29 protein-coding genes and 1 pseudogene are annotated in these 24,427 nt (G+C 52.3%); 13 read left to right on the top strand and 17 right to left on the bottom strand.

The window, feature by feature from the left end; translation table 11 throughout:
- Positions 1-405 (bottom strand): hypothetical protein, encoded by a 405-nt coding sequence (locus FDX11_RS11580; protein ID WP_137397945.1) that lies wholly within the window; start codon positions 403-405, stop codon positions 1-3.
- Positions 406-509: 104 nt separating this feature from the next.
- Here FDX11_RS11580 and FDX11_RS11575 point away from each other — a divergent pair, with 104 nt between their 5' ends.
- On the top strand, positions 510-1,013 hold the full coding sequence (locus tag FDX11_RS11575; RefSeq protein WP_042310977.1) for an ESA_00282 family adhesion-associated protein: 504 nt from the start codon (positions 510-512) through the stop codon (positions 1,011-1,013).
- A gap of 64 nt (positions 1,014-1,077) precedes the next feature.
- Here FDX11_RS11575 and FDX11_RS11570 read toward each other — a convergent pair whose 3' ends face one another.
- On the bottom strand, positions 1,078-2,118 hold the full coding sequence (locus FDX11_RS11570) for an aldo/keto reductase (protein ID WP_042310975.1): 1,041 nt from the start codon (positions 2,116-2,118) through the stop codon (positions 1,078-1,080).
- Positions 2,119-2,599: 481 nt separating this feature from the next.
- Here FDX11_RS11570 and FDX11_RS11565 point away from each other — a divergent pair, with 481 nt between their 5' ends.
- The 10 genes from FDX11_RS11565 (at position 2,600) to hybG (ending at position 11,367) form a co-directional block, all read left to right on the top strand.
- Entirely contained in the window at positions 2,600-4,240 is a 1,641-nt protein-coding gene (locus FDX11_RS11565) for a methyl-accepting chemotaxis protein (RefSeq protein WP_137397944.1), read from the top strand.
- 85 nt (positions 4,241-4,325) lie between these two features.
- Positions 4,326-4,613, top strand: coding sequence for a DUF2623 family protein (locus tag FDX11_RS11560; protein ID WP_038633845.1), 288 nt, complete (start codon positions 4,326-4,328; stop codon positions 4,611-4,613).
- A gap of 190 nt (positions 4,614-4,803) precedes the next feature.
- The gene (hybO, locus tag FDX11_RS11555; protein ID WP_003024486.1) at positions 4,804-5,922 is read left to right on the top strand and encodes a hydrogenase 2 small subunit; all 1,119 of its coding nucleotides are present in this window, start codon (positions 4,804-4,806) and stop codon (positions 5,920-5,922) included.
- Positions 5,923-5,924: 2 nt separating this feature from the next.
- Positions 5,925-6,911 (top strand): hydrogenase 2 operon protein HybA, encoded by a 987-nt coding sequence (gene hybA, locus FDX11_RS11550; protein ID WP_137397943.1) that lies wholly within the window; start codon positions 5,925-5,927, stop codon positions 6,909-6,911.
- Positions 6,901-8,079: a Ni/Fe-hydrogenase cytochrome b subunit gene (hybB, locus tag FDX11_RS11545; protein ID WP_042310972.1), complete on the top strand. Its 1,179-nt coding sequence runs from the start codon at positions 6,901-6,903 to the stop codon at positions 8,077-8,079. Before hybA ends, hybB begins: the two co-directional genes overlap by 11 nt.
- The gene (hybC, locus tag FDX11_RS11540) at positions 8,076-9,779 is read left to right on the top strand and encodes a hydrogenase 2 large subunit (protein ID WP_038633838.1); all 1,704 of its coding nucleotides are present in this window, start codon (positions 8,076-8,078) and stop codon (positions 9,777-9,779) included. The genes hybB and hybC overlap by 4 nt, the downstream gene beginning before the upstream one ends.
- Positions 9,779-10,273, top strand: coding sequence for a HyaD/HybD family hydrogenase maturation endopeptidase (locus tag FDX11_RS11535; protein ID WP_003024473.1), 495 nt, complete (start codon positions 9,779-9,781; stop codon positions 10,271-10,273). The genes hybC and FDX11_RS11535 overlap by 1 nt, the downstream gene beginning before the upstream one ends.
- Positions 10,266-10,754, top strand: coding sequence for a hydrogenase-2 assembly chaperone (gene hybE / locus FDX11_RS11530; protein ID WP_137397942.1), 489 nt, complete (start codon positions 10,266-10,268; stop codon positions 10,752-10,754). Before FDX11_RS11535 ends, hybE begins: the two co-directional genes overlap by 8 nt.
- Entirely contained in the window at positions 10,747-11,088 is a 342-nt protein-coding gene (hypA, locus tag FDX11_RS11525; RefSeq protein WP_003828349.1) for a hydrogenase maturation nickel metallochaperone HypA, read from the top strand. The genes hybE and hypA overlap by 8 nt, the downstream gene beginning before the upstream one ends.
- Before the next feature lie 30 nt (positions 11,089-11,118).
- On the top strand, positions 11,119-11,367 hold the full coding sequence (hybG, locus tag FDX11_RS11520) for a hydrogenase maturation factor HybG (protein WP_042310968.1): 249 nt from the start codon (positions 11,119-11,121) through the stop codon (positions 11,365-11,367).
- Between the two features lie 88 nt (positions 11,368-11,455).
- On the opposite strand, the gene yghU is transcribed toward hybG, so the two are convergent.
- Entirely contained in the window at positions 11,456-12,322 is an 867-nt protein-coding gene (yghU, locus tag FDX11_RS11515; protein WP_038633828.1) for a glutathione-dependent disulfide-bond oxidoreductase, read from the bottom strand.
- 218 nt (positions 12,323-12,540) lie between these two features.
- Between yghU and FDX11_RS11510 the strand changes: the two genes are divergently transcribed.
- Positions 12,541-14,829 carry an FdhF/YdeP family oxidoreductase gene (locus FDX11_RS11510; protein ID WP_137397941.1) on the top strand — a complete coding sequence of 763 codons (2,289 nt, stop codon included), beginning with the start codon at positions 12,541-12,543 and terminating at the stop codon, positions 14,827-14,829.
- 153 nt (positions 14,830-14,982) lie between these two features.
- Positions 14,983-16,842, top strand: a complete 1,860-nt coding sequence (gene gss / locus FDX11_RS11505) for a bifunctional glutathionylspermidine amidase/synthase (RefSeq protein WP_079225998.1) — start codon at positions 14,983-14,985, stop codon at positions 16,840-16,842.
- Between the two features lie 460 nt (positions 16,843-17,302).
- On the opposite strand, the gene FDX11_RS11500 is transcribed toward gss, so the two are convergent.
- The 14 genes and pseudogenes from FDX11_RS11500 to FDX11_RS25455 all read right to left on the bottom strand — a co-directional run.
- On the bottom strand, positions 17,303-18,151 hold the full coding sequence (locus FDX11_RS11500) for a DUF4942 domain-containing protein (protein WP_137397940.1): 849 nt from the start codon (positions 18,149-18,151) through the stop codon (positions 17,303-17,305).
- Positions 18,152-18,233: 82 nt separating this feature from the next.
- Entirely contained in the window at positions 18,234-18,386 is a 153-nt protein-coding gene (locus FDX11_RS25460) for a DUF957 domain-containing protein (protein ID WP_077909516.1), read from the bottom strand.
- Between the two features lie 73 nt (positions 18,387-18,459).
- The gene (locus FDX11_RS11490; protein ID WP_024156452.1) at positions 18,460-18,951 is read right to left on the bottom strand and encodes a DUF5983 family protein; all 492 of its coding nucleotides are present in this window, start codon (positions 18,949-18,951) and stop codon (positions 18,460-18,462) included.
- A complete protein-coding gene (locus FDX11_RS11485; protein WP_137397939.1) occupies positions 18,948-19,328 on the bottom strand; it encodes a TA system toxin CbtA family protein in 381 nt (126 codons plus the stop codon). The genes FDX11_RS11490 and FDX11_RS11485 overlap by 4 nt, the downstream gene beginning before the upstream one ends.
- Before the next feature lie 57 nt (positions 19,329-19,385).
- A complete protein-coding gene (locus tag FDX11_RS11480) occupies positions 19,386-19,751 on the bottom strand; it encodes a type IV toxin-antitoxin system YeeU family antitoxin (protein ID WP_038807908.1) in 366 nt (121 codons plus the stop codon).
- A gap of 21 nt (positions 19,752-19,772) precedes the next feature.
- Positions 19,773-19,994: a DUF987 domain-containing protein gene (locus FDX11_RS11475; protein ID WP_024156449.1), complete on the bottom strand. Its 222-nt coding sequence runs from the start codon at positions 19,992-19,994 to the stop codon at positions 19,773-19,775.
- A gap of 13 nt (positions 19,995-20,007) precedes the next feature.
- Entirely contained in the window at positions 20,008-20,487 is a 480-nt protein-coding gene (radC, locus tag FDX11_RS11470; RefSeq protein ID WP_024156448.1) for a DNA repair protein RadC, read from the bottom strand.
- A 12-nt stretch (positions 20,488-20,499) separates the two neighbouring features.
- Entirely contained in the window at positions 20,500-20,973 is a 474-nt protein-coding gene (locus FDX11_RS11465; protein WP_024156447.1) for an antirestriction protein, read from the bottom strand.
- 268 nt (positions 20,974-21,241) lie between these two features.
- Positions 21,242-22,060 (bottom strand): DUF932 domain-containing protein, encoded by an 819-nt coding sequence (locus tag FDX11_RS11455; RefSeq protein WP_137397938.1) that lies wholly within the window; start codon positions 22,058-22,060, stop codon positions 21,242-21,244.
- Between the two features lie 117 nt (positions 22,061-22,177).
- Positions 22,178-22,429 carry a DUF905 family protein gene (locus FDX11_RS11450; RefSeq protein WP_024156444.1) on the bottom strand — a complete coding sequence of 84 codons (252 nt, stop codon included), beginning with the start codon at positions 22,427-22,429 and terminating at the stop codon, positions 22,178-22,180.
- Between the two features lie 89 nt (positions 22,430-22,518).
- On the bottom strand, positions 22,519-23,052 hold the full coding sequence (locus FDX11_RS11445) for a DUF4234 domain-containing protein (RefSeq protein ID WP_024156443.1): 534 nt from the start codon (positions 23,050-23,052) through the stop codon (positions 22,519-22,521).
- A 63-nt stretch (positions 23,053-23,115) separates the two neighbouring features.
- Positions 23,116-23,583 (bottom strand): hypothetical protein, encoded by a 468-nt coding sequence (locus FDX11_RS11440; RefSeq protein ID WP_043017583.1) that lies wholly within the window; start codon positions 23,581-23,583, stop codon positions 23,116-23,118.
- 96 nt (positions 23,584-23,679) lie between these two features.
- Complete coding sequence (locus FDX11_RS11435) at positions 23,680-24,081, bottom strand: hypothetical protein (protein WP_130078059.1); 402 nt, start codon at positions 24,079-24,081, stop codon at positions 23,680-23,682.
- A gap of 205 nt (positions 24,082-24,286) precedes the next feature.
- Positions 24,287-24,427 (bottom strand): annotated as a pseudogene (locus tag FDX11_RS25455) (GTP-binding protein HSR1); the annotation flags it as partial.

Raw genomic sequence — 24,427 nt, 5'->3', positions numbered from 1 at the left:
TTATTTCTCTTCCAGAGAATAAAAAATAGGGTCGCTGGTTTCGCGGGTAATTAAATTAAGCCAAATTTTATTACCTTGCTCATTGATGGTGGCTGTTTTTTCGGTCAAGATTTTACTTAATTCTTGTGCGTTAATGTCGCCCTCCGCTTGCAATGAATTGAGCAAGCGCGTGAATGACTCAATCTTTGCCGCGCAAAACAAACGTTCTTTTAAATGACGGTCGCACTCTTCAAACAACATATTGCGCGCCTGGCCGGTCGCTGTAGCGCTGATCAAAATATCTGCTTCATAATCACTTAATGTTTTCTTTCCCTGAGTCAAATTTTTACTGTTTTCTGTGGGGAAGGTATTAGTCGATGTTTGAGATAAATGATAATGCGCGGGAACAAGATGCTCGGGAAGCATGTTGAAATATCCTTTGATGCCAATACTGTATTGTTTTTAATATGTCAGGCTGCGTTGACAATAGCATGGTGTAATTTTAAAATCAAAAAAAATGGAGCCAGTATATGAACAGTATATTTTATTCTGTTATTACCCTGCTATTGCTTACCTGCGGGGTGCTTTTGTTGATGCGCAGCGCAAATAAAAACCGCTATGCAGAAAATGGTAACGCTGGACACCAGCCGGAAATCTTGAGTAAAGAAGAGGGTGAAGATCATTTTTCTGTATTGATGAATTCGATTACCCCAGTATGGTATTGGCGGGTTAATCACGAATATATCGATTTTATCCACTCGACGATCAAACGGATGACGATGGTGGAGCTGAATGAGACGCCTGGCCTATTTGATGCGCAGCGGCGTTGTAGCGACCTTAACTCTGCGGTGTATAAATATTACGACAATATAAAAAAACGCTGTCTCAGCGGGGAGAAGGTCCCGCATGCCGATCTGGATGTGCTCAACTTACGTCAGTGCTTCAGGGAGTTCAGCCTGGAGGCTTACCCTGCGCTCGTCGCGCTGGTGTGGCCGGAATACCAGCGTCCACAGCTCAAAGCAGAAGAAGTATAAGGTCATGGCGCGTTACCATGGCCGGGTAGATCTACATGGCTACCCGGCACGGAGTGACGAACGGCTATTTGTCAGATGAGGCTTGCCACAGGTTCAGCTCACCATCAGCGACGTGTTTATCGATCTGCGCCAGTTCTTCGGCGCTGAACGTCAGATTAGCCAATGCCTGAACGTTTTCTTCCAGCTGCTCCGGTCGGCTGGCGCCAATTAATACCGAAGTGACCCGGTTGTCTTTCAGCAACCAGCTTAAGGCCATTTGCGCCATCGACTGTCCGCGCTGTTGCGCCATCTCATTGAGCAAACGCAGGCTACTAAGGTTTTCTTCCGTCAGCATATTTTCTGTCAGCCCACGGACTTTTTTCCCTTCACGCTGCATACGTGAACCTTCCGGGATGCCGTTGAGGTATTTCCCCGTCAGCAGCCCCTGGGCCAGCGGCGTAAAGGCAATGCAGCCCATGCCATTAGCTTCCAGCGTATCCAGCAAGCCACTGCTGTCTACCCAGCGATTAAGCAGGTTGTAAGAGGGTTGGTGGATAAGAAGCGGAATTTTCCATTCCCGTAGCAGCTCGGCCATCTTTTGCGTTCGTTCCGGAGAATAGGACGAGATGCCGACATACAGCGCTTTACCGCTTTGCACCGCATGGGCCAGCGCTGAGGCGGTCTCTTCCATTGGCGTATTTTCGTCAACGCGGTGTGAGTAGAAGATATCGACATAGTCGAGCCCCATGCGTTGCAGGCTCTGGTCGAGGCTGGCAAGCAGGTATTTACGCGAACCACCAGAACCGTATGGCCCTGGCCACATGTCGTAGCCCGCCTTGGTGGAGATGATCAGCTCATCTCGGTATTGTGCAAAATCCTCGCGCAGTAAACGGCCAAAATTCTCTTCTGCGCTGCCTGGAGGCGGCCCATAGTTATTGGCCAAATCAAAATGGGTGATGCCTAAATCAAAGGCTTTACGCAGCAGGGCGCGCTGTGACTCCAGCGCCTGAACGTGCCCAAAACTGTGCCACAAACCCAGCGACAGTGCGGGTAAGCGTAAACCGCTGCGTCCACAGTAGCGATAGAGCATTTGTTCGTAACGTTCAGGATTGGCAAACCAGGCCATGAGATCTCCTTAGTGCAGGTGAATTTCAAAACAGCGTTTCTATTCTAGCGGGTTCTCGGTGAATATTTCGTTCACAGGTCACACTGGGATAAAAAACTGAGCAGTATTCGAACCGCCAGTTATTGAAGGAGCTGGCCTGGGAAGACTATATCTTTCCTTGCATTAATCACGGCTTCCATAATGCCCCAACCTGTCGTTATGAGAAAGCTGCCGCTGATTTAGCCTGGGAGTACACTCTTGCTGGGTTTTATAAATCTTTGTGATAGAAAACAAAGCATTATTAAATAATTTAGGTGAGTTATCTGAATAATAATGCTAGCTAATTTCATTAGCATTCATGTTGATATCGTCTGGAGAGATATGGGTTGGACTTAAGAAAGTAAAAAAATAAAGAACGCATTATATCTTCTCTATCGGCTGCCGATAACAAGGATAAGTATCGCCTGGTGGCGAATTCCTCATCAACGGCAAGGAAATTATTATGGGTTTGCTGAAAAACTTCACTATTCGTATTGTCATGTTGGCAATACTGGGACTTTTTTGCCTGCTGTGGTCGGGCGTGGGTTTATTCAGTCTTCATTCTTTATCAAAAATATCAGAAGGGAATGATATTGACCGTCATCTCGTCCATCAGATGACTGTTCTCAGCCAGGGTAACGATCAGTATTTTCGTTTTGTGACGCGGTTAAGTCGCGCAATGGATGTCAAAATTAGCGGCGGAACGCCGGATTTTGCGCCAGCGCAACAGTCCCTGGACAATATGAGTAAAAAACTCCAGGAGATGAAAACATTGTCTCCTGGCCCCATGGATCCGGAAGTCGCCGCGGCGGTGCTGACCAAGTGGCAGGCGCTGCTGGATAACGGCGTGATCCCACAAATGCAACTGGCGCAGCAGGGCACGCTCACGGCCTTTGCGGAGCATGCCAGCACCGTTACGCCAGCCCTGAGCCGTGAATTTGGCGCCAGCGCTGAGCGTTTTAACACCACTGCGGGTGAAAGGCTCGATACCACCCGCGTTATGGTCGATGGCAAAACGTCTATCATCCGGACCCTGATTATCACCGCCGTAATCCTCGGTATTGCTCTCCTGTTCTTTACCGACCGCTACCTCGTCGCCATGATGGTGAAACCTCTGGGACGTATTCGCCAACAATTTCAACAAATTGCGCAGGGCGATCTCAGCCATTCTATTGAAGATTTTGGTCGTAACTGCGTGGGCCAACTGGTGCCGTTACTGTGCGCGATGCAGGACAGCTTGCGCGAAGCCGTGAGTACCATTCGCTCTGGTAGTGACAACATCTGGCGAGGGGCGACGGAAATTTCCACCGGTAATAACGATCTCTCCTCACGTACAGAAGAGCAGGCTGCAGCGCTGGAAGAGACCGCCGCCAGCATGGAGCAGCTGACCGCAACGGTAAAACTGAACGCCGAAAATGCGCGTGAGGCCAGCCAACTGGCCGATACGGCGACAGAAACGGCAGGTAAAGGCAGCTCGCTGGTTTCAGAAGTGGTTGAGACCATGGACGGCATTGCCGCCAGTTCTAAACAGATCGCGGAAATTACCTCTGTGATTAACAGCATTGCTTTCCAGACCAATATCCTGGCGCTTAACGCGGCGGTTGAAGCGGCCAGAGCGGGCGAGCAGGGGCGCGGTTTTGCCGTGGTTGCCGGTGAGGTGCGTAATCTTGCCAGCCGTAGCGCCGGAGCGGCAAAAGAGATTGAGACGCTGATCGGCGAATCGTCGCGTCGTGTCAATCAGGGTGCTCGTCTGGTTAAAGAGACCGGATTAACGATGGAGGCGATTCTGCGCGGCGCGACAGAAGTCACCACCATCATGAAACAAATCGCCTCTGCTTCGGAAGAACAGAACAAAGGCATCTCACAGGTAAGCGTGGCGATCACGCAGATGGACAGCGTTACGCAACAGAATGCCGCGCTTGTCGAACAGGTTTCCGCCGCGGCAGTCGCGCTGGAACGGCAAACGGAAGATCTGCAACGTTCGGTGCAACAGTTCCGTCTATCAGCTAACGACGTGCAATACACTGCCACTGCGACCGCTTCCCCTTCAGCAGAACGCAAAACCTCTGCAACAGCTAAAACGGATGACTGGGTGTCGTTTTAAGCTGGCACAAAAAAGTCCCTGATACCTCTGGTCTTTGCTTAAAAAATCGCTATATAATTTATTATATAGCGATTGAGGGTTATGCATGGACAACCATTTTGGTAAAGGCCTGATGGCCGGATTAAACGCGGAAAATGCGGATAGCGCACGCTCGGTGGCGCATTTTTGCGCGGATTATAAACGCGGTTTTGTACTGGGGTTTTCACATCGAATGTTTGAAAAAACTGGCGATCGACAGCTCAGCGCGTGGGAAGCGGGCATCCTGACGCGTCGCTATGGACTGGATAAGGAGATGGTGATGGATTTCTTTAAAGAGAACCAGTCCAGTACAACAATTCGCTTTTTCATGGCCGGCTATCGGCTCGAAGCTTGATCCGAAAGGGGTATTATCTTGCTTTAATTAATTACACTATTGACCTACGCCTTCGTTTTGTTGCTCCGTCGAAGTATTATATCGCACATAACCATATAAAAAGTGTGGTAAATGGCGCGCCGATCGCAATATGCAACATGCGAATGGTGCAAAATAAAAAGCCAGGTCTTCGCAACGGAATAACTATAAAATGACTGGAGATAACTCTCTCATCAATTCGAGCGGCATCAATCGCCGCGATTTCATGAAGCTTTGTGCAGCACTGGCCGCCACCATGGGGCTCAGTAGCAAAGCCGCCGCAGAAATGGCCGAATCAGTTTCCCGCCCTCAGCGCCCACCGGTTATCTGGATTGGTGCTCAGGAGTGTACGGGTTGTACTGAATCGCTGCTTCGCGCGACACACCCTACAGTGGAAAACCTCGTCCTGGAGACAATCTCTCTGGAATACCATGAGGTACTCTCTGCCGCCTTCGGCCATCAGGTTGAAGAGAATAAACATAACGCTCTGGAGAAGTACAAAGGGCAATATGTTCTGGTTGTAGATGGTTCTATCCCACTGAAAGATAATGGTATTTACTGCATGGTTGCCGGTGAGCCGATCGTGGATCATATCCGCCGGGCCGCTGAAGGCGCAGCCGCTATCATTGCCATTGGCTCTTGCGCCGCGTGGGGTGGTGTTGCTGCCGCTGGCGTTAACCCAACGGGTGCAGTCGGCTTGCAGGAAGTTCTGCCAGGCAAAACCATCATCAACATTCCCGGCTGTCCGCCGAACCCGCATAACTTCCTGGCAACGGTCGCGCATATCATCACTTACGGTAAGCCGCCGAAGCTGGATACCAAAAACCGTCCAACATTCGCCTATGGCCGTTTGATTCACGAACATTGCGAGCGTCGCCCGCACTTCGATGCTGGCCGCTTTGCGAAAGAGTTTGGCGATGAAGGCCACCGTGAAGGCTGGTGTCTCTACCATCTGGGCTGTAAAGGACCAGAAACCTACGGCAACTGCTCAACGCTGCAATTCTGCGATGTTGGCGGCGTGTGGCCGGTGGCTATCGGTCACCCTTGCTACGGCTGTAACGAAGAAGGCGTCGGTTTCCATAAAGGTATTCACCAGCTTGCTCATGTGGAAAACCAAACCCCGCGCTCCGAGAAACCTGATGTCAACATGAAAGAAGGTGGCAATGTCTCTGCTGGCGCGATTGGGCTGCTTGGTGGCGTGGTAGGGCTGGTCGCCGGCGTCAGCGTGATGGCGGTTCGTGAACTGGGTCGTCAGCAGAAGAAAGATAACGCTGACTCACGGGGAGAATAACCGTGAACAGACGTAACTTTATTAAAGCAGCCTCCAGCGGGGCATTGCTGTTGGGCGCTGCGCCGTCCATCAGCCATGCGGCTGCAGAAAACCGTCCGCCAATCCCTGGTTCTCTTGGGATGCTCTATGACTCGACGCTATGCGTGGGCTGCCAGGCCTGTGTCACCAAGTGTCAGGACATCAACTTTCCGGCGCGTAACCCGGAAGGCGAGCAGACCTGGTCAAACAACGACAAGCTGTCGCCGTATACCAATAACATCATCCAGGTGTGGCGTAGCGGAACAGGCGTTAACAAAGACCAGGAAGAAAATGGCTACGCATACATTAAGAAACAGTGCATGCACTGTGTCGATCCGAACTGCGTCTCCGTTTGCCCAGTCTCCGCACTGAAGAAAGATCCGAAAACCGGCATCGTCCACTATGACAAAGATGTCTGCACAGGTTGCCGCTATTGCATGGTCGCCTGTCCGTACAACGTGCCTAAGTACGACTATAACAACCCGTTTGGTGCGCTTCACAAATGTGAACTGTGTAACCAGAAAGGTGTTGAGCGTCTGGATAAAGGCGGTTTACCGGGTTGTGTTGAAGTGTGTCCTGCCGGAGCGGTGATTTTTGGTACGCGTGAAGAGCTGATGGCTGAGGCGAAAAAACGTCTCGCGCTGAAGCCTGGCAGCGAATACCACTATCCGCGTCAGACGGTGATAGCGGGCGATACCTATCTGCATACGGTACCGAAGTACTACCCACACCTGTACGGTGAGAAGGAAGGTGGTGGTACGCAGGTTATGGTGCTGACGGGGGTTCCTTACGAAGATTTGGATCTGCCGAAACTGGATGATCTTTCAACCGGTGCGCGTTCTGAACATGTTCAACATTCCCTGTATAAGGGCATGATATTACCCCTGGCTGCGCTGGCGGGCTTAACCGTGTTGGTTCGTCGTAACACGAAAAACGACCATCACGACGGAGGAGACGATCATGAGTCATGATCCTAAACCGCTGGGCGGAAAAATAATCAGCAAACCGGTCATTATTTTTGGGCCGTTAATCGTCCTGTGTATGCTCCTGATCGTGAAACGTCTGGTCTTCGGATTGGGTTCAGTCTCCGATCTGAACGGCGGTTTCCCATGGGGTGTTTGGATCGCGTTTGACCTGTTGATTGGTACTGGCTTCGCGTGCGGCGGGTGGGCGCTGGCGTGGGCGGTGTATGTTTTCAACAGAGGGCAATACCATCCGTTGGTGCGTCCGGCGCTGCTGGCAAGCCTGTTTGGTTACTCGCTGGGTGGCCTGTCGATCACCATTGACGTCGGTCGTTACTGGAACCTGCCGTATTTCTACATTCCAGGTCACTTCAACGTGAACTCGGTATTGTTCGAAACGGCGGTCTGTATGACCATCTATATCGGCATCATGGCGCTGGAATTTGCTCCGGCTCTGTTTGAACGTCTGGGTTGGAAAGTCTCCCTCAAGCGTTTGAATAAAGTGATGTTCTTTATTATCGCTCTCGGCGCGCTGCTGCCAACCATGCACCAGTCTTCAATGGGTTCATTGATGATTTCTGCGGGTTATAAGGTGCATCCGCTATGGCAAGCGTATGAAATGTTGCCGCTTTTCTCCGTATTAACCGCTTTTATTATGGGTTTCTCGATCGTCATCTTTGAAGGCTCACTGGTACAAGCCGGTCTGAAAGGTAACGGTCCGGACGAGAAAAGCTTGTTCATCAAGCTGACGAATACCATCAGCATATTGCTGGCGATTTTCGTGGTTCTGCGCTTTGGCGAGTTAATCTATCGCGACAAACTGTCCTATGCGTTTGCAGGCGATCTTTACTCCGTAATGTTCTGGATTGAAGTCGTACTGATGGTCTTCCCGCTGGTGGTGCTGCGCGTCACTAAGCTGCGTAATGACTCACGCATGCTGTATCTGTCCGCGTTGAGCGCATTGCTGGGTTGTGCGACATGGCGTCTGTCCTATTCGCTGGTGGCGTTCAATCCTGGTGGTGGCTACCACTACTTCCCAACCTGGGAAGAACTGTTGATTTCTATTGGTTTTGTGGCTATTGAGATTTGTGCATACATCGTACTCATTCGTCTACTGCCGATACTTCCTCCTTTAAAACAAAACGATCAAAATCGTCATGAGGCGAGCAAAGCATGAGCCAGAGAATTACTATTGATCCGGTAACCCGTATTGAGGGTCATTTACGCATCGACTGCGAAATCGAAAATGGCGTGGTATCTAAAGCATGGGCTTCCGGTACCATGTGGCGCGGCATGGAAGAGATCGTGAAAAACCGCGATCCGCGCGATGCCTGGATGATTGTTCAGCGTATCTGTGGCGTTTGTACTACCACTCACGCTATCTCTTCCGTTCGTGCAGCAGAAAGCGCGCTGAATATTGATGTTCCGGTGAACGCACAGTACATCCGTAACATCATTCTGGCCGCGCACACCACGCATGACCACATTGTTCACTTCTATCAGCTCTCGGCGCTGGACTGGGTGGACATCACCTCCGCGTTGAAAGCCGATCCAGCGAAAGCGTCCGCGATGCTGAATGGTGTGTCCTCTTGGCACCTGAACAGCACGGAAGAGTTCACCAAGGTTCAGAATAAGATCAAAGATCTTGTCGCAAGCGGTCAGTTAGGTATTTTTGCCAACGGTTGCTGGGGTCACCCGGCAATGCAGCTGCCGCCGGAAGTGAACCTGATTGCTGTTGCTCACTATCTGCAGGCGCTGGAATGCCAGCGTGATGCCAACCGCGTTGTAGCGCTGTTGGGCGGTAAAACGCCGCACATCCAGAACCTGGCGGTAGGTGGAGTTGCTAACCCAATTAACCTCGACGGCCTCGGCGTGCTGAACCTTGAGCGTCTGATGTACATCAAGTCCTTCATCGACAAGCTGAGCGACTTTGTTGAGCAGGTTTACAAAGTTGATACCGCGGTTATTGCTGCGTTCTACCCTGAGTGGCTGGAACGTGGTCAGGGTGCGGTTAACTATCTGAGCGCGCCGGAATTCCCGACTGACGGTAAAAACGGCAGCTTCCTGTTCCCGGGTGGTTACATCACCAATGAAGATCTGTCGACCTATCGTCCGATCACCTCTCACTCCGATGAGTACCTGATCAAAGGGATTCAGGAGAGTGCGAAACACGCGTGGTACAAAGACGAAGCGCCACAGGCTCCGTGGGAAGGCACAACGGTTCCGGATTACACCGGCTGGTCTGATGACGGCAAATACTCCTGGGTTAAAGCGCCGACCTTCTACGGTAAAACGGTTGAAGTGGGTCCGCTGGCCAACATGCTGTGTAAACTGGCGGCTAAACGCGAGTCTACTCATGCCAAGCTGAATGAAATCATCGCGATTTACACCAAGCTGACCGGTAAAACCATCGAAGTGTCGCAACTGCACTCAACGCTGGGCCGTATCATTGGCCGTACCGTTCACTGCTGTGAACTGCAGAACGTTCTGCAGGATCAGTACAACGCGCTGATTGTGAACATCGGCAAAGGCGACCACACCACCTTCGTGAAACCGGATATTCCGGCAACGGGCGAATTTAAAGGCGTTGGTTTCCTCGAAGCGCCGCGCGGTATGCTGTCTCACTGGATGGTGATTAAAGACGGTATTATCAGCAACTACCAGGCGGTTGTTCCGTCAACCTGGAACTCAGGCCCACGTAACTTCAACGATGAAGTCGGACCATACGAGCGCTCGTTGGTAGGCACGCCAATCGCCGATCCAAACAAACCGCTGGAAGTGGTTCGTACCATTCACTCCTTCGACCCTTGTATGTCATGTGCGGTGCATGTGGTGGACGTTGACGGGAACGAAGTGGTCTCAGTTAAGGTTCTGTAATGCGGATATTAGTCTTAGGGGTCGGCAATATTTTGCTGACCGACGAAGCTATCGGGGTGCGTATCGTTGAGGCGTTAGAGCAACGTTACATCCTGCCAGACTTTGTTGATGTTCTGGACGGTGGTACGGCTGGGATGGAGCTTCTCGGCGATATGGCGAACAGGGATCATCTGATCATTGCTGACGCCATCGTGTCGAAGAAAAACACGCCGGGAACGATGATGGTCCTGCGGGATGAAGAGATCCCGGCGCTGTTTACGAACAAAATCTCACCGCACCAGCTTGGCCTGGCCGACGTATTGTCGGCCCTGCGTTTCACCGGCGAGTTTCCGAAAAAGCTGACGTTAGTCGGTATTATTCCGGAATCGCTGGAACCGCATATTGGGCTAACGCCAACGGTTGAAGCCATGATTGAACCTGCGCTTGAGCAGGTTCTTGCCGCGCTTCGCGAATCAGGCGTTGAAGCGATCCCTCGGGAGGCGGCTCATGTCTGAGGAGTTTGTCGGTTTTCAGACGGCCCCGAAGACGCAAATTCAGGCGGCGTTTGAAGAGATTGCCCGGAGTTCGATGCACGATCTTTCCTTCCTGCATCCAAATATGCCGGTGTATGTCTCTGATTTTACGCTGTTTGAAGGTCAGTGGACGGGGTGTGTTATCACACCCTGGATGCTCAGCGCACTGATTTTCCCCGGACCGGCTCAGATCTGGCCGGTGCGTAAAGTCAGCGAAAAAATCGGGTTGCGTCTGCCGTATGGCGAAATGACCTTTACCGTGGGTGAACTGGAGGGCGTATCGCAATATCTCTCTTGTTCGCTGATGTCGCCGCTTTCGCACAGCATGTCGGCACAAGAAGGTGTCCGTCTGGCTGATGATTGCGCGCGCATGCTGTTATCGCTGCCGGTGAGCAATCCGAATGCACCGCAGCTAAATCGCCGCGCGCTGCTGCTGGGTCGTCGGAACTGCGAAAATGCATGAGCTGTCCCTTTGTCAGAGCGCGGTTGAGATTGTTCAACAGCAGGCAGAGCAGCACGGTGTCAAACGCGTAACCGGCGTTTGGCTGGAAATTGGCGCACTCTCCTGCGTTGAGGAGAGTGCCGTCCGTTTCAGTTTCGACATCGTCTGTCAGGGGACGCTGGCACAGGGTTGTGAGCTGCATATTGATTACAAACCAGCCCAGGCGTGGTGCTGGGATTGCAGTCAGGTTGTGGAAATCACCCAGCATGATGCGCAGTGTCCACTATGTCAGGGCGATCGTCTGCGGGTTGATGCTGGCGATTCACTGAAAGTGAAAAGTATTGAAGTCGAATAACCCATAGGTTGCTATGGGGCGGAGTCAGATATGTGTATTGGAGTCCCTGGTCAGGTTCTGGCCGTTGGTGAAGATATTCACCAGCTTGCGCAGGTTGAAGTGTGCGGCATCAAACGTGATGTCAATATTGCCCTGATTTGTGAAGGTAATACGGCTGAGCTGGTCGGGCAATGGGTGCTGGTGCACGTAGGGTTCGCCATGAGCATCATTGATGAAGATGAAGCTAAAGCCACGTTAGACGCACTTCGCCGCATGGAGTACGACGTCACCAGCGCGTGATTTTATGCCGGATGGCGCAGCGCTTATCAGGCCCGCGCCTTATATGTAGGCCGGATAAGGCGTTAGCGCCGCCATCCGGCATCTTACGTTAACCCTGGCGCTTATCTTCGGTATTGGTATCGAAGTCGCTGGCGTCATGGCGTTCATGAAGCTGCTCGTTCAGCGGCCCGTTGGTACGGTTTACAATACGGCCACGCTTAACCGCCGGACGCGCTGCAATCTCTTTTGCCCAGCGTTGCACGTGCTTATAGCTTCCTGCATCAAGGAACTCTGCCGCGTCGTACACGTTGCCCAGAACCACATTGCCAAACCACGGCCAGACCGCCATATCGGCAATGGTGTATTCATCTCCGGCCACAAACTGATGCTGCGCTAATTGCTTATCCAGCACGTCGAGTAGGCGCTTGGCTTCCATTGTGAAGCGATTAATAGCGTACTCAATTTTTACCGGCGCATAGTTATAGAAGTGACCAAAACCACCGCCGAGGAAGGGGGCTGCGCCCTGTAGCCAGAACAACCAGTTCAGCGTTTCAGTGCGCTTCGCCAAATCCTGCGGCAGGAAGTAACCATATTTTTCCGCCAGATAGAGCAGGATTGCGCCAGATTCGAAAACGCGAACCGGCGGGTTTTGCGAATGATCGCGCAGCGCAGGGATCTTCGAGTTCGGATTCACCTCAACAAAGCCGCTGGAAAACTGATCGCCATCGCCAATACGGATAATCCAGGCATCGTATTCCGCGCCCTTGACGCCCTGCGCCAGTAGCTCCTCCAGCATAATCGTTACTTTCTGCCCGTTTGGCGTACCCAGCGAATAGAGCTGCAGCGGATGTTTGCCGACCGGCAGCGTTTTCTCATGGGTGGCACCGGAAACCGGGCGGTTGATATTGGCGAATGCGCCGCCGTTCGATTTTTCCCACGTCCAGACTTTCGCGGGCTGATAGGTATTGTCTGACATGTTGACCTGCCTTCTGAGTGGTTGTGTTGATGCAGTGTAGCAGTTAGGTAGAACTCAATTTAACAGATTGGGACTTTATGTCGCTTTGTGCTGAAAGGGGAAGATAAATCTAACCCGTTCATTGTAGCCGGGCCGTACTCCATGAAGAGGAAATCAATGTTGGACGGAAATTGCTACCGTATTCACCATCAAAAATTGGCGGTGAATAAGCAGTAATAATGAAAAATGGTGTTCCAGGAGTAAGCGATTATCAGGGCCCGGCGGGTGGGTGGGGCGCGGTAAAAGCCGTCACTGCTTCGGTATTTTCGCAAAAGGCCGTCGCACGCGACATTATCGCGATGTTCAAAATGAACCAGGTGAAAGGGTTCGATTGTCCGGGCTGTGCGTGGCCGGACCCAGGGCATCGTGCGCCAATGGAGTTGTGCGAGAATGGCGTGAAGGCGGTCTCCTGGGAGACAACCAGCAAGAAAGCGTTACCGGAATTTTTCAGCCGTCATCCGGTTTCTACGCTCTGGCACTATAGCGATTATGAACTGGAAAACATTGGTCGTTTGACGCATCCAATGAAATACGATGCAGCGTCAGACACCTGGCAGGCAGTGGATTGGGATATCGCCTTCCACGAGATCGGTGAGCGCTTGCGCAGCTATGATTCTGCGGAACAAGTTGAGTTTTACACTTCCGGCAGAACCTCAAATGAGGCGGCATTTCTGTATCAACTGTTTGCCCGCGAATACGGCAGCAGTAACTTCCCTGATTGCTCTAACATGTGCCACGGGCCGACCAGCGCAGGGTTAACACCAGCCATTGGCCTTGGGAAAGGGACCGTTGAACTGGACGACTTTGACCACTGCGATCTGGTGATTTGTATCGGGCATAACCCGGGCACTAACCATCCACGCATGCTGACCACCTTACGCGACGTTGCCAAACGTGGGGCCAAAATTATCTCCATCAACCCGCTGAACGAAAGGGGGCTTGAGCGCTTTAGCTTCCCGCAAAGCCCAAAAGAGATGTTCGGCGGCCAGGCCACGGAGCTAAGCAGCGATTACTATCAGGTTAAAATAGGCGGTGACGGCTCGCTGCTCAAAGGCATAATGAAAGCGCTGATCGAAATGGATGAAGCGCGGATCTTACTGGATCAACAGCCCTGCCTCGATCATGCTTTTATTCATGAGCATACCGAGGGCTATTCGACGCTGTATGACGATTTACGCCAGTGTAGCTGGGCAAAACTGGAACAGGATTCCGGACTGACGCGCAGTCAGATGGAGGACCTCGCACACAGCTACAACAAATCCCGCGCCACCATTATTTGTTACGGGTTGGGGATCACCCAGCATAAAAACGGCACTGAGAACGTTCAGCAACTGGTAAACCTGCTGTTGCTGAAAGGCAATATGGGTAAGCCCGGCGCGGGGATCTGCCCGTTGCGCGGTCATTCTAACGTGCAGGGCGATCGTTCTGTGGGGATCAACGAAGCGGCGCCCGAAGAGTTCCTGCAACGCCTTGAGTCGTATTTCGCTATCAGCGTGCCGCGTAAGCATGGCCGCTCCAGCGTGGAGAGCATTCGTGCCATCGAACGGGGAGAGGCAAAAGCGCTCATTTGCATGGGCGGTAATCTGGCGGTGGCGATGCCGCAGCCGCAGCGTACTTTTGCGGCGATGAAAAGTCTGGATCTGCAGGTCCATGTGGCGACCAAACTGAACAGATCGCATCTGCTGCTGGCAAAGCATAACTACCTGCTACCTACATTAGGGCGAACGGAGCGCGACATGCAGGCGACGGGGATTCAGTCGGTGACCGTCGAAGACTCGATGTCGATGGTTCACGCCTCCTGCGGCGCGCTGAAACCGGCTTCCCGCTGGCTAAAATCGGAACCCGCGATTGTGGCGGGCATGGCTCGTGCCACGCTACCGCTTTCGCCGATCAACTGGGAAGCGTTAACCGGGGACTACGCGTTGATTCGTGACGCCATTGAAGCCGTGATCCCGGCATTCCACGATTACAACGCACGTATTGCCGAGCCGGGCGGATTTCGCATGGATACGCCTGCTTCGCGCCGTGAGTGGCGAACGGCGAATGGTAAAGCCAACTTTATCGTCAGTCATCAGCAAGCGGTGGAGCGGGAAAACCAACCTGCGGATGCGTTAGTTTTGGCGACGCTGCGCAGCCACGATCAGTACAACACCACTATCTATGGTATGAACGATCGATATCGTGGCATTACCGGTCGGCGTGATGTGGTGTTTTTAAGCGCCGAAGAAGCGGCGGCTCGCGGTCTGAGCCAGGGAGATGTGGTCAACGTTCAGGCGCTGGACGACAACGGCCAGCCCTGTGCGGAACGTGTTATGCACGGTTTAACGGTGGTGATTTACAACATGGCGGCAGGCTCTGTTGGCGCTTATCTGCCTGAAGCGAATGTCCTGCTTTCGCTGGATGCGGTAGACACACAAAGTTTGACTCCGGCGTATAAAAGCGTACCGGTCACCCTGACAAAAGCGTAGTTCCTGCTGTGAATTTTTCGCCTCTGAGCGCCAGCCGCTGCGTTGAGGTGTATGATGATGTCGACCTCTGTCCGGTTAGTGTCGCAGAGCAGGCAATCAGAGCGAAAAATTCACGCCAACCTGCTCAGGCTGTATTGTTTTGAGGTAAGGTGCATGAGCAAAGGAACGACCAGTCAGGATGCCCCATTCGGGACATTATTGGGCTACGCCCCAGGTGGCGTAGCAATCTACTCTTCAGATTACAGCTCCCTCGACCCACGGGACTACGACGATGATGCGGCATTTCGCAGCTATATCGACGACGAATATATGGGCCACAAATGGCAGTGCGTAGAGTTTGCCCGCCGTTTTCTCTTCCTGAACTATGGCATGGTCTTCACCGATGTGGGCATGGCATGGGAGATCTTCTCCTTACGCTTCCTGCGCGAAGTGGTGAATGACAATATCCTGCCGTTACAGGCATTTCCGAATGGTTCACCCCGTGCGCCAGTTGCAGGTGCTCTGCTGATCTGGCAGAAAGGCGGCGAATTTAAAGACACCGGCCATGTGGCGGTAGTCACCCAATTGCTGGAAAACAAAATCCGCATTGCCGAACAGAACGTGATCCACACGCCGCTGCCTCCCGGACAGCAGTGGACCCGCGAACTGGAAATGGTGGTTGAAAACGGTTGTTACACCCTGCGTGATACCTTTGACGACACCACCATTCTTGGTTGGATGATCCAGACCGATGATACCCGTTACAGCCTGCCGCAGCCGGAGATCGCTACTGACTCACTAAAAATTGGCGGCGCGCGACTGGAAGATAACGGGCAGTTTGACGGTAAATGGCTGGATGAACAGGATCCGCTGCAAAAAGCCTACGTGCTGGCGAACGGCCACGTCATTAATCAGGATCCGCATCAGTACTTCACCATTACCGAGAGTGCGGAGCAGGAGCTGATTAAAGCCACCAACGAACTGCACCTGATGTATCTACACGCGACCGACAAAGTGCTGAAAGACGACAACCTGCTCGCGCTGTTCGACATCCCGAAAATCCTCTGGCCGCGGCTGCGTCTTTCCTGGCAGCGTCGTCGGCATCATATGATCACCGGGCGTATGGATTTCTGTATGGATGAACGCGGACTGAAGGTGTATGAGTACAACGCCGATTCCGCATCCTGTCATACCGAAGCCGGTTTGATCCTCGAAAGATGGGCCGAGCGGGGCTACACAGGACAGGGACATAATCCGGCTGAAGGATTGATCAACGAACTGGCTGGTGCCTGGAAACATAGCCGCGCGCGTCCTTTTGTCCACATCATGCAGGATAAGGATATTGAGGAAAACTACCACGCGCAGTTTATGCAGCAGGCGCTGCGTCAGGCCGGGTTTGACAGCAAAATTCTGCGTGGCCTCGATGAGCTACGTTGGGATGACGCCGGTCAGTTGATTGACGGCGATGGTCGCCTGGTGAACTGCGTCTGGAAAACCTGGGCGTGGGAAACCGCGATAGAGCAGGTGCGAGAGGTCAGCGAAACGGAGTATGCCGCAGTGCCCATCCGTACCGGGCATACCAATCAGGAAGTGCGTTTGATAGACGTGCTACTACGCCCGGAAGTGCTGGTCTTCGAGCCTCTGTGGACGGTGATCCCTGGCAACAAAGCGATTCTGCCGATCCTGTGGCAATTATTCCCGCACCACCGCTATCTGCTTGATACGGATTTCACTGTTAATGAAGAGCTGGCACAAACCGGTTATGCGGTGAAACCTATTGCAGGACGTTGTGGCAGCAACATCGATCTGGTGAGTCATCAGGAAGAGCTCCTGGATAAAACCAGCGGTAAGTTCGCCGAGCAGAAGAACATTTATCAGCAGCTTTGGTGTTTGCCGAAGGTTGCCGGTAAATATATTCAGGTTTGTACCTTCACCGTAGGCGGTAACTACGGCGGTACCTGTCTGCGCGGCGACGAGTCGCTGGTAATTAAAAAAGAGAGCGATATCGAGCCGCTGATTGTGGTGAAGGAATAATTGAGAACCCCTGTGGTGGTGATGTTGCTATCACGGGGTTATTTGATGGGGATAATTTTAGAAATACCCCAAAGCAAAAACCCGCCTTTTGGGCGGGTTCTTTAAATAGTGGTGCCGGATTCGGAATCGATCTTTTGTTTTACTTTTATGATTTATAAGAAAAATTTTTGATGTGATTATATTTATGCCCTCATTTGTACCCTCATTCCCGATTGGTATGAATCCGAAACCCAAATCGGTGACGATAAGGGGGATACTCGCATCAGGCTGATATGTTGATACTTTATGATGGTCCTTTGTCTGGTGACGCTCCTGGTGCGTTACAGAATCCAGTAACAAACCACCAGAAGAAAAGCACCAGGAACGCCAGTATCATATTGTCCATAAGCAGGCGAACCTGGCAAGGGGTTTGTTTAATACTGCACTGGTACTGACATTTCACATATGTGCAGGCCCCTGATTACTGTCCGGATGCCAGCATTCCAGGGTAGTGACGGGCGATGATGTCATTCAGCTTATCGACCAGTTCTGGCCGCTTAAAGGTGATGTGCGCTGTCCCCTTCTGAAAGTATTTGATCGAAAACATCTCATCCTCGTAACGATTGCTGTGCCGGTTAGCATGGATATGATCGGCGAGACGACGGGTGATGTCGGCACGGTTGTCGGGAACCGGTTTTCCGTCCAGAAGCATCAGCATGCGCTCAAGGTCCGACAGCCGATCACGTCGCCAGCCCCAGTTAAGTCCAAATCCCCAACGGTCATATTTCACCAGCCCTGTCACGATGATCTTTTTTCCAAACTTACACGGGCTGTTGCTCTTGTAGTCCCAGCTCAGACCCTTAAATACGTTAATCACACCCCGCTCAAACACATCACCTTTATTCAGATGCAGTTGCTCAAAAGTGCTCAGAATGTTGGCTTCGCTGACTGCAGGAATGCCATCCCCCTCAAGGTTTCTGTACCACTGATCACGCGCCTGAGCGTCCATGATGGAAAGCATCCCTGACTTTTTCATTAAATCGCGCCATATACCACGATCGAGATTACGGGTAATGGCTTTCATCGCTGTTTCTGGTTTTTCCATCAACCAGCAACCACAGCGGAATTCCTGCTTCATGGCCCAGTCCAGAGCGGTTTTACCGCCAATACTGCGGGTCAGTGTTGAAATATCGTTGAGTTGCTGAATGAGCGCTTCAATCTGTGCCAGCGCGGCATTACGTCCGGTGACGATGCGTTCAATGCTGGTCGAGCAAATCACATCGGTATGGTCGGTTAACACTTCGGATTCGGTGAAGTTAAGGTCTGACATCTTTTCTTTCCTTTATCTAAAAGCAAAGCGCCAGCCGGTAAGGGCTGGCGCTTATACGTGTGTAATGAGTATTGCCTGGTGGTTAATCAGTTCTGGTCTGTTGCAGAAGCTGGATTGAGCGGGTGCGAACATCATTTCGCACCCGCTCAATCCAGGACAACAACTTTGCTGAGTTGGTGTTGTCTTCGTCGTTGTCGAAGATGATCCTCGTACTGTTATCGATATTGTCCTGCAGCCAGCCAGACTATTGAGAGCGACTTCAGTGGTTAACTCTGGAATTAGAGTTTTTTGTGGTGATTGATGTTGTGTTACCAGTCAAATGTGGGAAAACCTGGCAGCACTTCGCCACAGGCATCAAGATGAATAATGCTGACGGAGTAACGACGCATAAGTGCTACCACCAGACGACGACAGGCTTTCGACAAACCGAGTCGTTTTAGCCGCAACACCGGAAATGACCACGCGCTCAGACGGAGCAGATAGCCGGTGCCCGAAAAATGGATCCATTCTGACTCGCTAAAGTCTTCATGCTGATGCGACTGTTTGTACAGCAGGGTGTTGTCGGCTTCGGTGATATGCGCGGTACTGCAATGGATACCGGTAAGGTGGGCGGCGGGTAGTAATGGATCTTCAACAACCCGCTTTCCGGGGGTATCAGCAATACGAAGTGAATATCCGTTGTCGCAGATCGCGTTAATAATGTCGTCCAGTTCAATGCCATCGATATCCACGATGATACGACCCATGTTGAGGGCCAGTACATTGATAGCATCGGCTTCTGCCGTCAGGGATAGTTTCATGAATGTTGCTCCTGAGCTGCATTTCCAGCGATGAGAAGAGTGATCCTTTTATACCCGTTACGTTGCATCAAACCCGTTGCCCGTCTGGCCCGGAGAATATCAATCACCCCGATAAAAGGGGACTGATGCTTAATGGAGAAACCGGGACGATCAATCCGCACCAGTTCAGATTTTTCAACGAGAAAATTGAGTGCATCTGACAGTGAGATACCGGCGTCAATATATTGCGTAATAATCTCCTCATCGGAAAATTGCGTGTCGCTAAGCGAAAGGCCGTAATGTCTTTTTAACAGATACGTAAGAAGTTGCTGCCAGATTTCAACGGGCGTCGGGCGTGACGGTGCCTTCCGCTTCGAGATGGCGGATAAGGTTTGCATAATGAAATGTTCCTGAATGAAGTCGGGTTAAAAAGAATGAAGGATTATGGGACGGGGTTACCGGGTTATGCTGTCGTCTGGTGTCGGATAAATTGCTGTATAAATGTAGCCATGTGATCCGAGGGAATCTGCTTCACAGGTCAGCCCTTTTGCATATAACGTGACACAGTGCTGATGGCAGGGATTGAGCTCACCGGAAACCAGCATTAATTCCAGCTGTTTGAGCAGTACCGGAAATGCTTGATCGAGATGGCGTAAATCCGCATCGCTGAACACACCGGCGATACTGGCCCGATCAGCCAGATAATGCAGGCGGTTGCCTTCCTGTACCAGTCGTGCGCCAAAACACGGAGTGATGCCCGGTTTCAGCCCCCACCAGGGCTCAGAGACATCATGGTTTACTGGAGGTATTGGATTCGACAATTTAGTGCTCCTTAATTAAGGTTAATTGAGCGTGACGCTACGCAATACGACATACGGGCCGTTACGATCCTGGCGGCGTTCAGCGAATACAGCCAGCACACCACTGATATCCTGCACCTCCCGGCCGGCATAGCGGCAGATACTGCCGGACCACACGTATTTCCCGGTACAGAAGCGAAACAACCGGGACTGCGGGTGTTGACGGTATATTGCCATTGCCTGACGTTTGCTGATTATTTTCATCGCTGTTTACTCCTTACAGCCAGCCGCGCTCAGCAAAAGAGACAATATCCATCCCGCCGATGATCAGATGGTCCGGCAGGCGAATGTCAACCAGTTCCAGAGCCTGTTTCAGACGTTCCGTAATCAGCCTGTCGGCTTTACTGGGTTCAGCCTCTCCCGACGGGTGGTTATGCGCAAGAATGGCTGCGGCAGCGTTATTTTTCAGGCCGGATTTAACGACCTCACGCGGATGAACGGTGACAGTGTTGATCGTCCCCAGGAACAGTGTGTCGTGGGCTATCAGTCGATTCTGGTTATCAAGCCACAGGACGGTGAAAGCTTCGCGGTCAAGTGTGGCAAGCTGCAGACGCAGCCAGTCACGAACCGCATGGCTGGAGGTAAATGACGTGCCGGGTTCACGTAGCTGGTACTCCAGCAGGGTTAAGGCTTCCCGGATAGTGTGTTGTTCTGATGACGTTAATGAGGCGGCAAATAACGGTAGCTGTTGTTCCATACCAGAGCTCTCTCAGTCAATAATACGCATAATGGCGTTGCATTCCGCGTGGTTAATCGCGTAATCGCGCAGGCGGTAATAGTGTCCGGTCATGGTATCGCATTCCGTACGGCAGGCGTGGTGGCTGTAGGCGATGAGACAGACCGCAATCCCGGCGGCTTCAGCGCTCATCTCCGCGCCGTTGCCGTTCATGGGGTTAAACAGCACCCATTTTTCATCGTCGCCTATGTCAGTGTCCGGAGCCATAAATGCCCCACCGTTGGCCAGAGTATAAAAATTCCAGATGCCGCCGTTGTAGTGCTCACAGAAACGCTCCATCCACGCAAAAACAGCCGGTTCAAGGATTATCCATTGTGGAATGCTGCCAAAGTGCTGCGGCCAGAAGGCAATGCGCTGTTCATCCGGTACAGGTGTGCAGACAATTGCGGTTGCGTGCTGTTGTTCAGTGGATGCTGAGTCGACGGTATTGTCGTCCAGGGTGAGCATGTTGTTCATTTGATTTCCTTTGTATTTTCGGATGGGTTGTTAAAACGAAGTGACGGACAGGACTGTGCGTAGCCATTCTCATCACAGCGTGAAGGCCAGGGCCCCTCAGGGATACTTACGCTGCACTGGCTGAGTTCACCGGGACGATAAAGAAGGTGAGAGCACCAGGCGCACAGGTCGTCATCAGAGATGGAGCGGCAGCCTTGCTCACTGTTCAGGGGGAACTGATGTGGCGAAACCTGAATCACGCCGCCGGGAATACACTGCATTACTTCAGACTCTCGAGCAGGCTTTCCGCCATGACCCACAGGGCGCGGTTGAGCTTCACGTCGCCGTCAATGCCTTTAACCGCACGGGTGTGGGCCCGTTTGCCTTTCGTTGTTCTGCCCGGCAGATCGCCTTTAATCAGGTTTTCCTGGATACGCTGGTAGGTGGTCCACAGGTCGGAACTTTCATCCTGCCAGCGTCGCGCAGACAGAATCTGTGCTTCCGTCACCGGCTGGTGCTCTTCCCCAAAGCGGTACGTCAGGGCGGCTCTGGCAAACGCCTGTTGTGCCGGCGGAGGAAGTAGCAGTGACTGCATGGCATCCCGCTTCTCCTCCACCCGGTCAAATATCCCCAGCACCTCATAGGCCCCTTCAATGACTTTCTCCACCACATTGCCCTTGTGCGGTACGCGAACCTCACCAAAGGTTTCGCCACAGACAAGTCCGTTCTGGCAGACAAAGCGAAACAGGCCCGGCAGCATCTGGTATGAACTGGAGCCGTCGTGGCTGTTAAGCAGAATGATTTCGGGGACCTGTTTGCCGGTGATTTGCCCCTCACGCCGCAGACGCAGCATGTGTTTTGTGTGGTCGCGTTTATTCAGGTCGCGCACGCGGGTCTGGCAGGCAAAGAACGGCTGGAAGCCTTCCCGCTGCAGATTATCAAGCAGTGTGATGGTCGGGATATACGTATAACGTTCTGAGCGTGATTCGTGCTTTTCTTCACTGAATACGCTGGGAACGTAATGGGACAGTTCGTCGCGGGTCAGTGGGCGGTCGCGGCGTACGAGACTGGCCGCACCAAAACGGCTGGCTAAGCGCATGGTTAATACCTCTGATATCAGGTGAAAAGGCATAAAAGCAGAAAGGCCATGCTCCGGAAGGTGCATGGCCTGTGGGGGACTGTGTTCTGTTGAAAAAAATGTGCAGGACTTCGCCGCTCAGTGGCTCAGTGGCTGCGGTGACACAGGAATACCGTCGCTGATGAGACAGCGGTTCAGCATCTCTCCGGCCTGCGGGGCAAAATTCCAGTCCCGCCATATCAGCATTTCGCTGCAGTCGCGGATGACCAGCCGGAAATGTGACCCCTGGTCGTCTTCAATGGTGGCGTTCAGGTAGATTGCCACTACAGCTTCAGCCTGTTTGCGGGTGAACGGTCCGGAGGGTAACGCTATATTGTCAGTGTTTTGCATATTCGCTCCCTGTTGACAGACAAAGAAAAACACCATGCCCGAATGAGCATGGTGTTTCCTGGTATAGGCCTGAATCGTTGCGGGAAAGGTTATTGCGGGGATTGCGTTGTTATTGCATCTGATGCTGTTGGTGTGGCGGGCGCCGTGTTGCCATGAATAATCTGGTGTTTCGCCAGCGCCTGTTGCATGTCATTGACACAGTATGTGATATAGAAAATGTTAAAAATGACGGTGTAAAACGCGTTCATCTTCAGGTCGAAGCGAAACGTGTTCAGCGTATAATGACGCAGCGCGGTCCGGGCTTTAAACGCCCATACCACGTACATCACGCCGCAGGCCAGCGACAGCAGGCCGCTCAGTGTCAGCAGCGTGTCGCTGGTCGGGTCGTAGCCGTACACATCAGAGGATACTGCAGTGGCAAGCTGATGCCCCAGGCCATAGCAGACGGCCAGCCAGATGATGAAGAGCTTACCATACACCGGGTAACCGGTGGTGTCGCTGATGATATCCTGCTTTTTATACAGCCAGAGCAGCGGCCAGACGCCGCAGGTGACAAGGGTCAGTAAAACAAAATGCAGGGTCCGGGTGTTAAGGCGCTGGCTGAGGGTGGTGATATCCGTCATGGACTGAGGTTCCTGTTGTCGTGAGAGTGAATGAATTCAGAAGAAAGGCGTTACCGGCTTTTATTACGGCAGGGCATATTTTGGCAGACAGCCGCTGTCCCCGAACGCGGGAAGGACCTTCCCCGCACCGTTAAGCGTAAACACGGCTGCCTTTACGCCCTCCCCGGACACAATGACCCGCTTACCGGTGCGAAGTTTATCCCATGCCCATGTCACGTTGTCTGAGCCCACATGTGACTCGCTGTCACTGACGCTGACAGGCTCCTCATCGTCAATTTTCAAGTCCAGCGATTGTCCGTTATCCATACTGACCTGATGGCCGTTTGCGTCGGTGAAGGTCAGGGTGGCCGCTCGTGAGCCGGTGTCTTCACAGGTCAGGTAAAGCTGTGACTGCCCTTTCCCCAGAATCACAAACTCAGACATCCCCTGACCCCAGCCGCTGACCCAGACATCACGATTGCCAAAGGCCTGTGACACTGCCGGAGTCAGGGCTGATATCATAAGAGTGGAAAGCAGTATTTTCTTTTTCATAGTATTTCCTGAGGGTGATGGTTAAGACGATACGGGTCTCTCCTGAAGGCGGCGAGACGCGTTAAGAAAGAGAGCTGATAAGTGATACTGGCGATATCACTGGCTGACGGTGAATGTGCCCTGGTCTGTGAACACCCGGGCCTCAACAAAATTGCAGACTTTACCAAAATCGAGAGTGTGACCAAATTTCCAGAAGACACTGTCAGCGAAGGCCATTTTACGGGGTGTGAACGGTTTATCTGTGGGCCACCAGCCGTCCACGTCCCGGCCCCTGTAGGCTATTTTTCGGTGTGTCAGCATTGGGCATTTTCCCCGGTTAACATCAATTTTTTTTATCAGAACGGTGTCTGTTTTTGCTGTCACTGTGACATAGACGCAGCCATAGCACTCATAACCGGCATGGCTGACCTCCACTGAAACGGGCGTATCACTGACGGCTAGGGAAGGAAGTGAGGTGAAAAACAGACTGGAGGTCAGTGTCATAAAGAACCTTTTCATTACTTTTCTCCGGACGAATGCGCTCCTGCGATTCATCGCATTGATTTTTAATCAGTAAATGGCTGAATGCAGTATCCCTGAGGAATTCTATAACCTGATATTTACAAGGGATAATGAATAAAACCGATCGGGTCGATCGACAAAATCGATCGTGACAGGGCAACATTATTTATCGAAACGGAAGGCAGGCTAATTGATGTAGAAGTCAGCCAAAGAAGAAGGACCAGACGGTTCGGGCAGCACGGGCCACGGTGTGTGTGACGGTCTGAAGTGCGTAACGTGCAGCCTGCGGCAACGGGGCCAGGTCGATGACCGCATCAATCACTTCCACCACGGCATCGCCAAA

The organism is Citrobacter sp. wls714, from assembly GCF_005281025.1.
Classification (GTDB): Bacteria; Pseudomonadota; Gammaproteobacteria; order Enterobacterales; family Enterobacteriaceae; genus Citrobacter; species Citrobacter werkmanii.
This window is presented reverse-complemented; position numbering and strand designations above follow the sequence as displayed.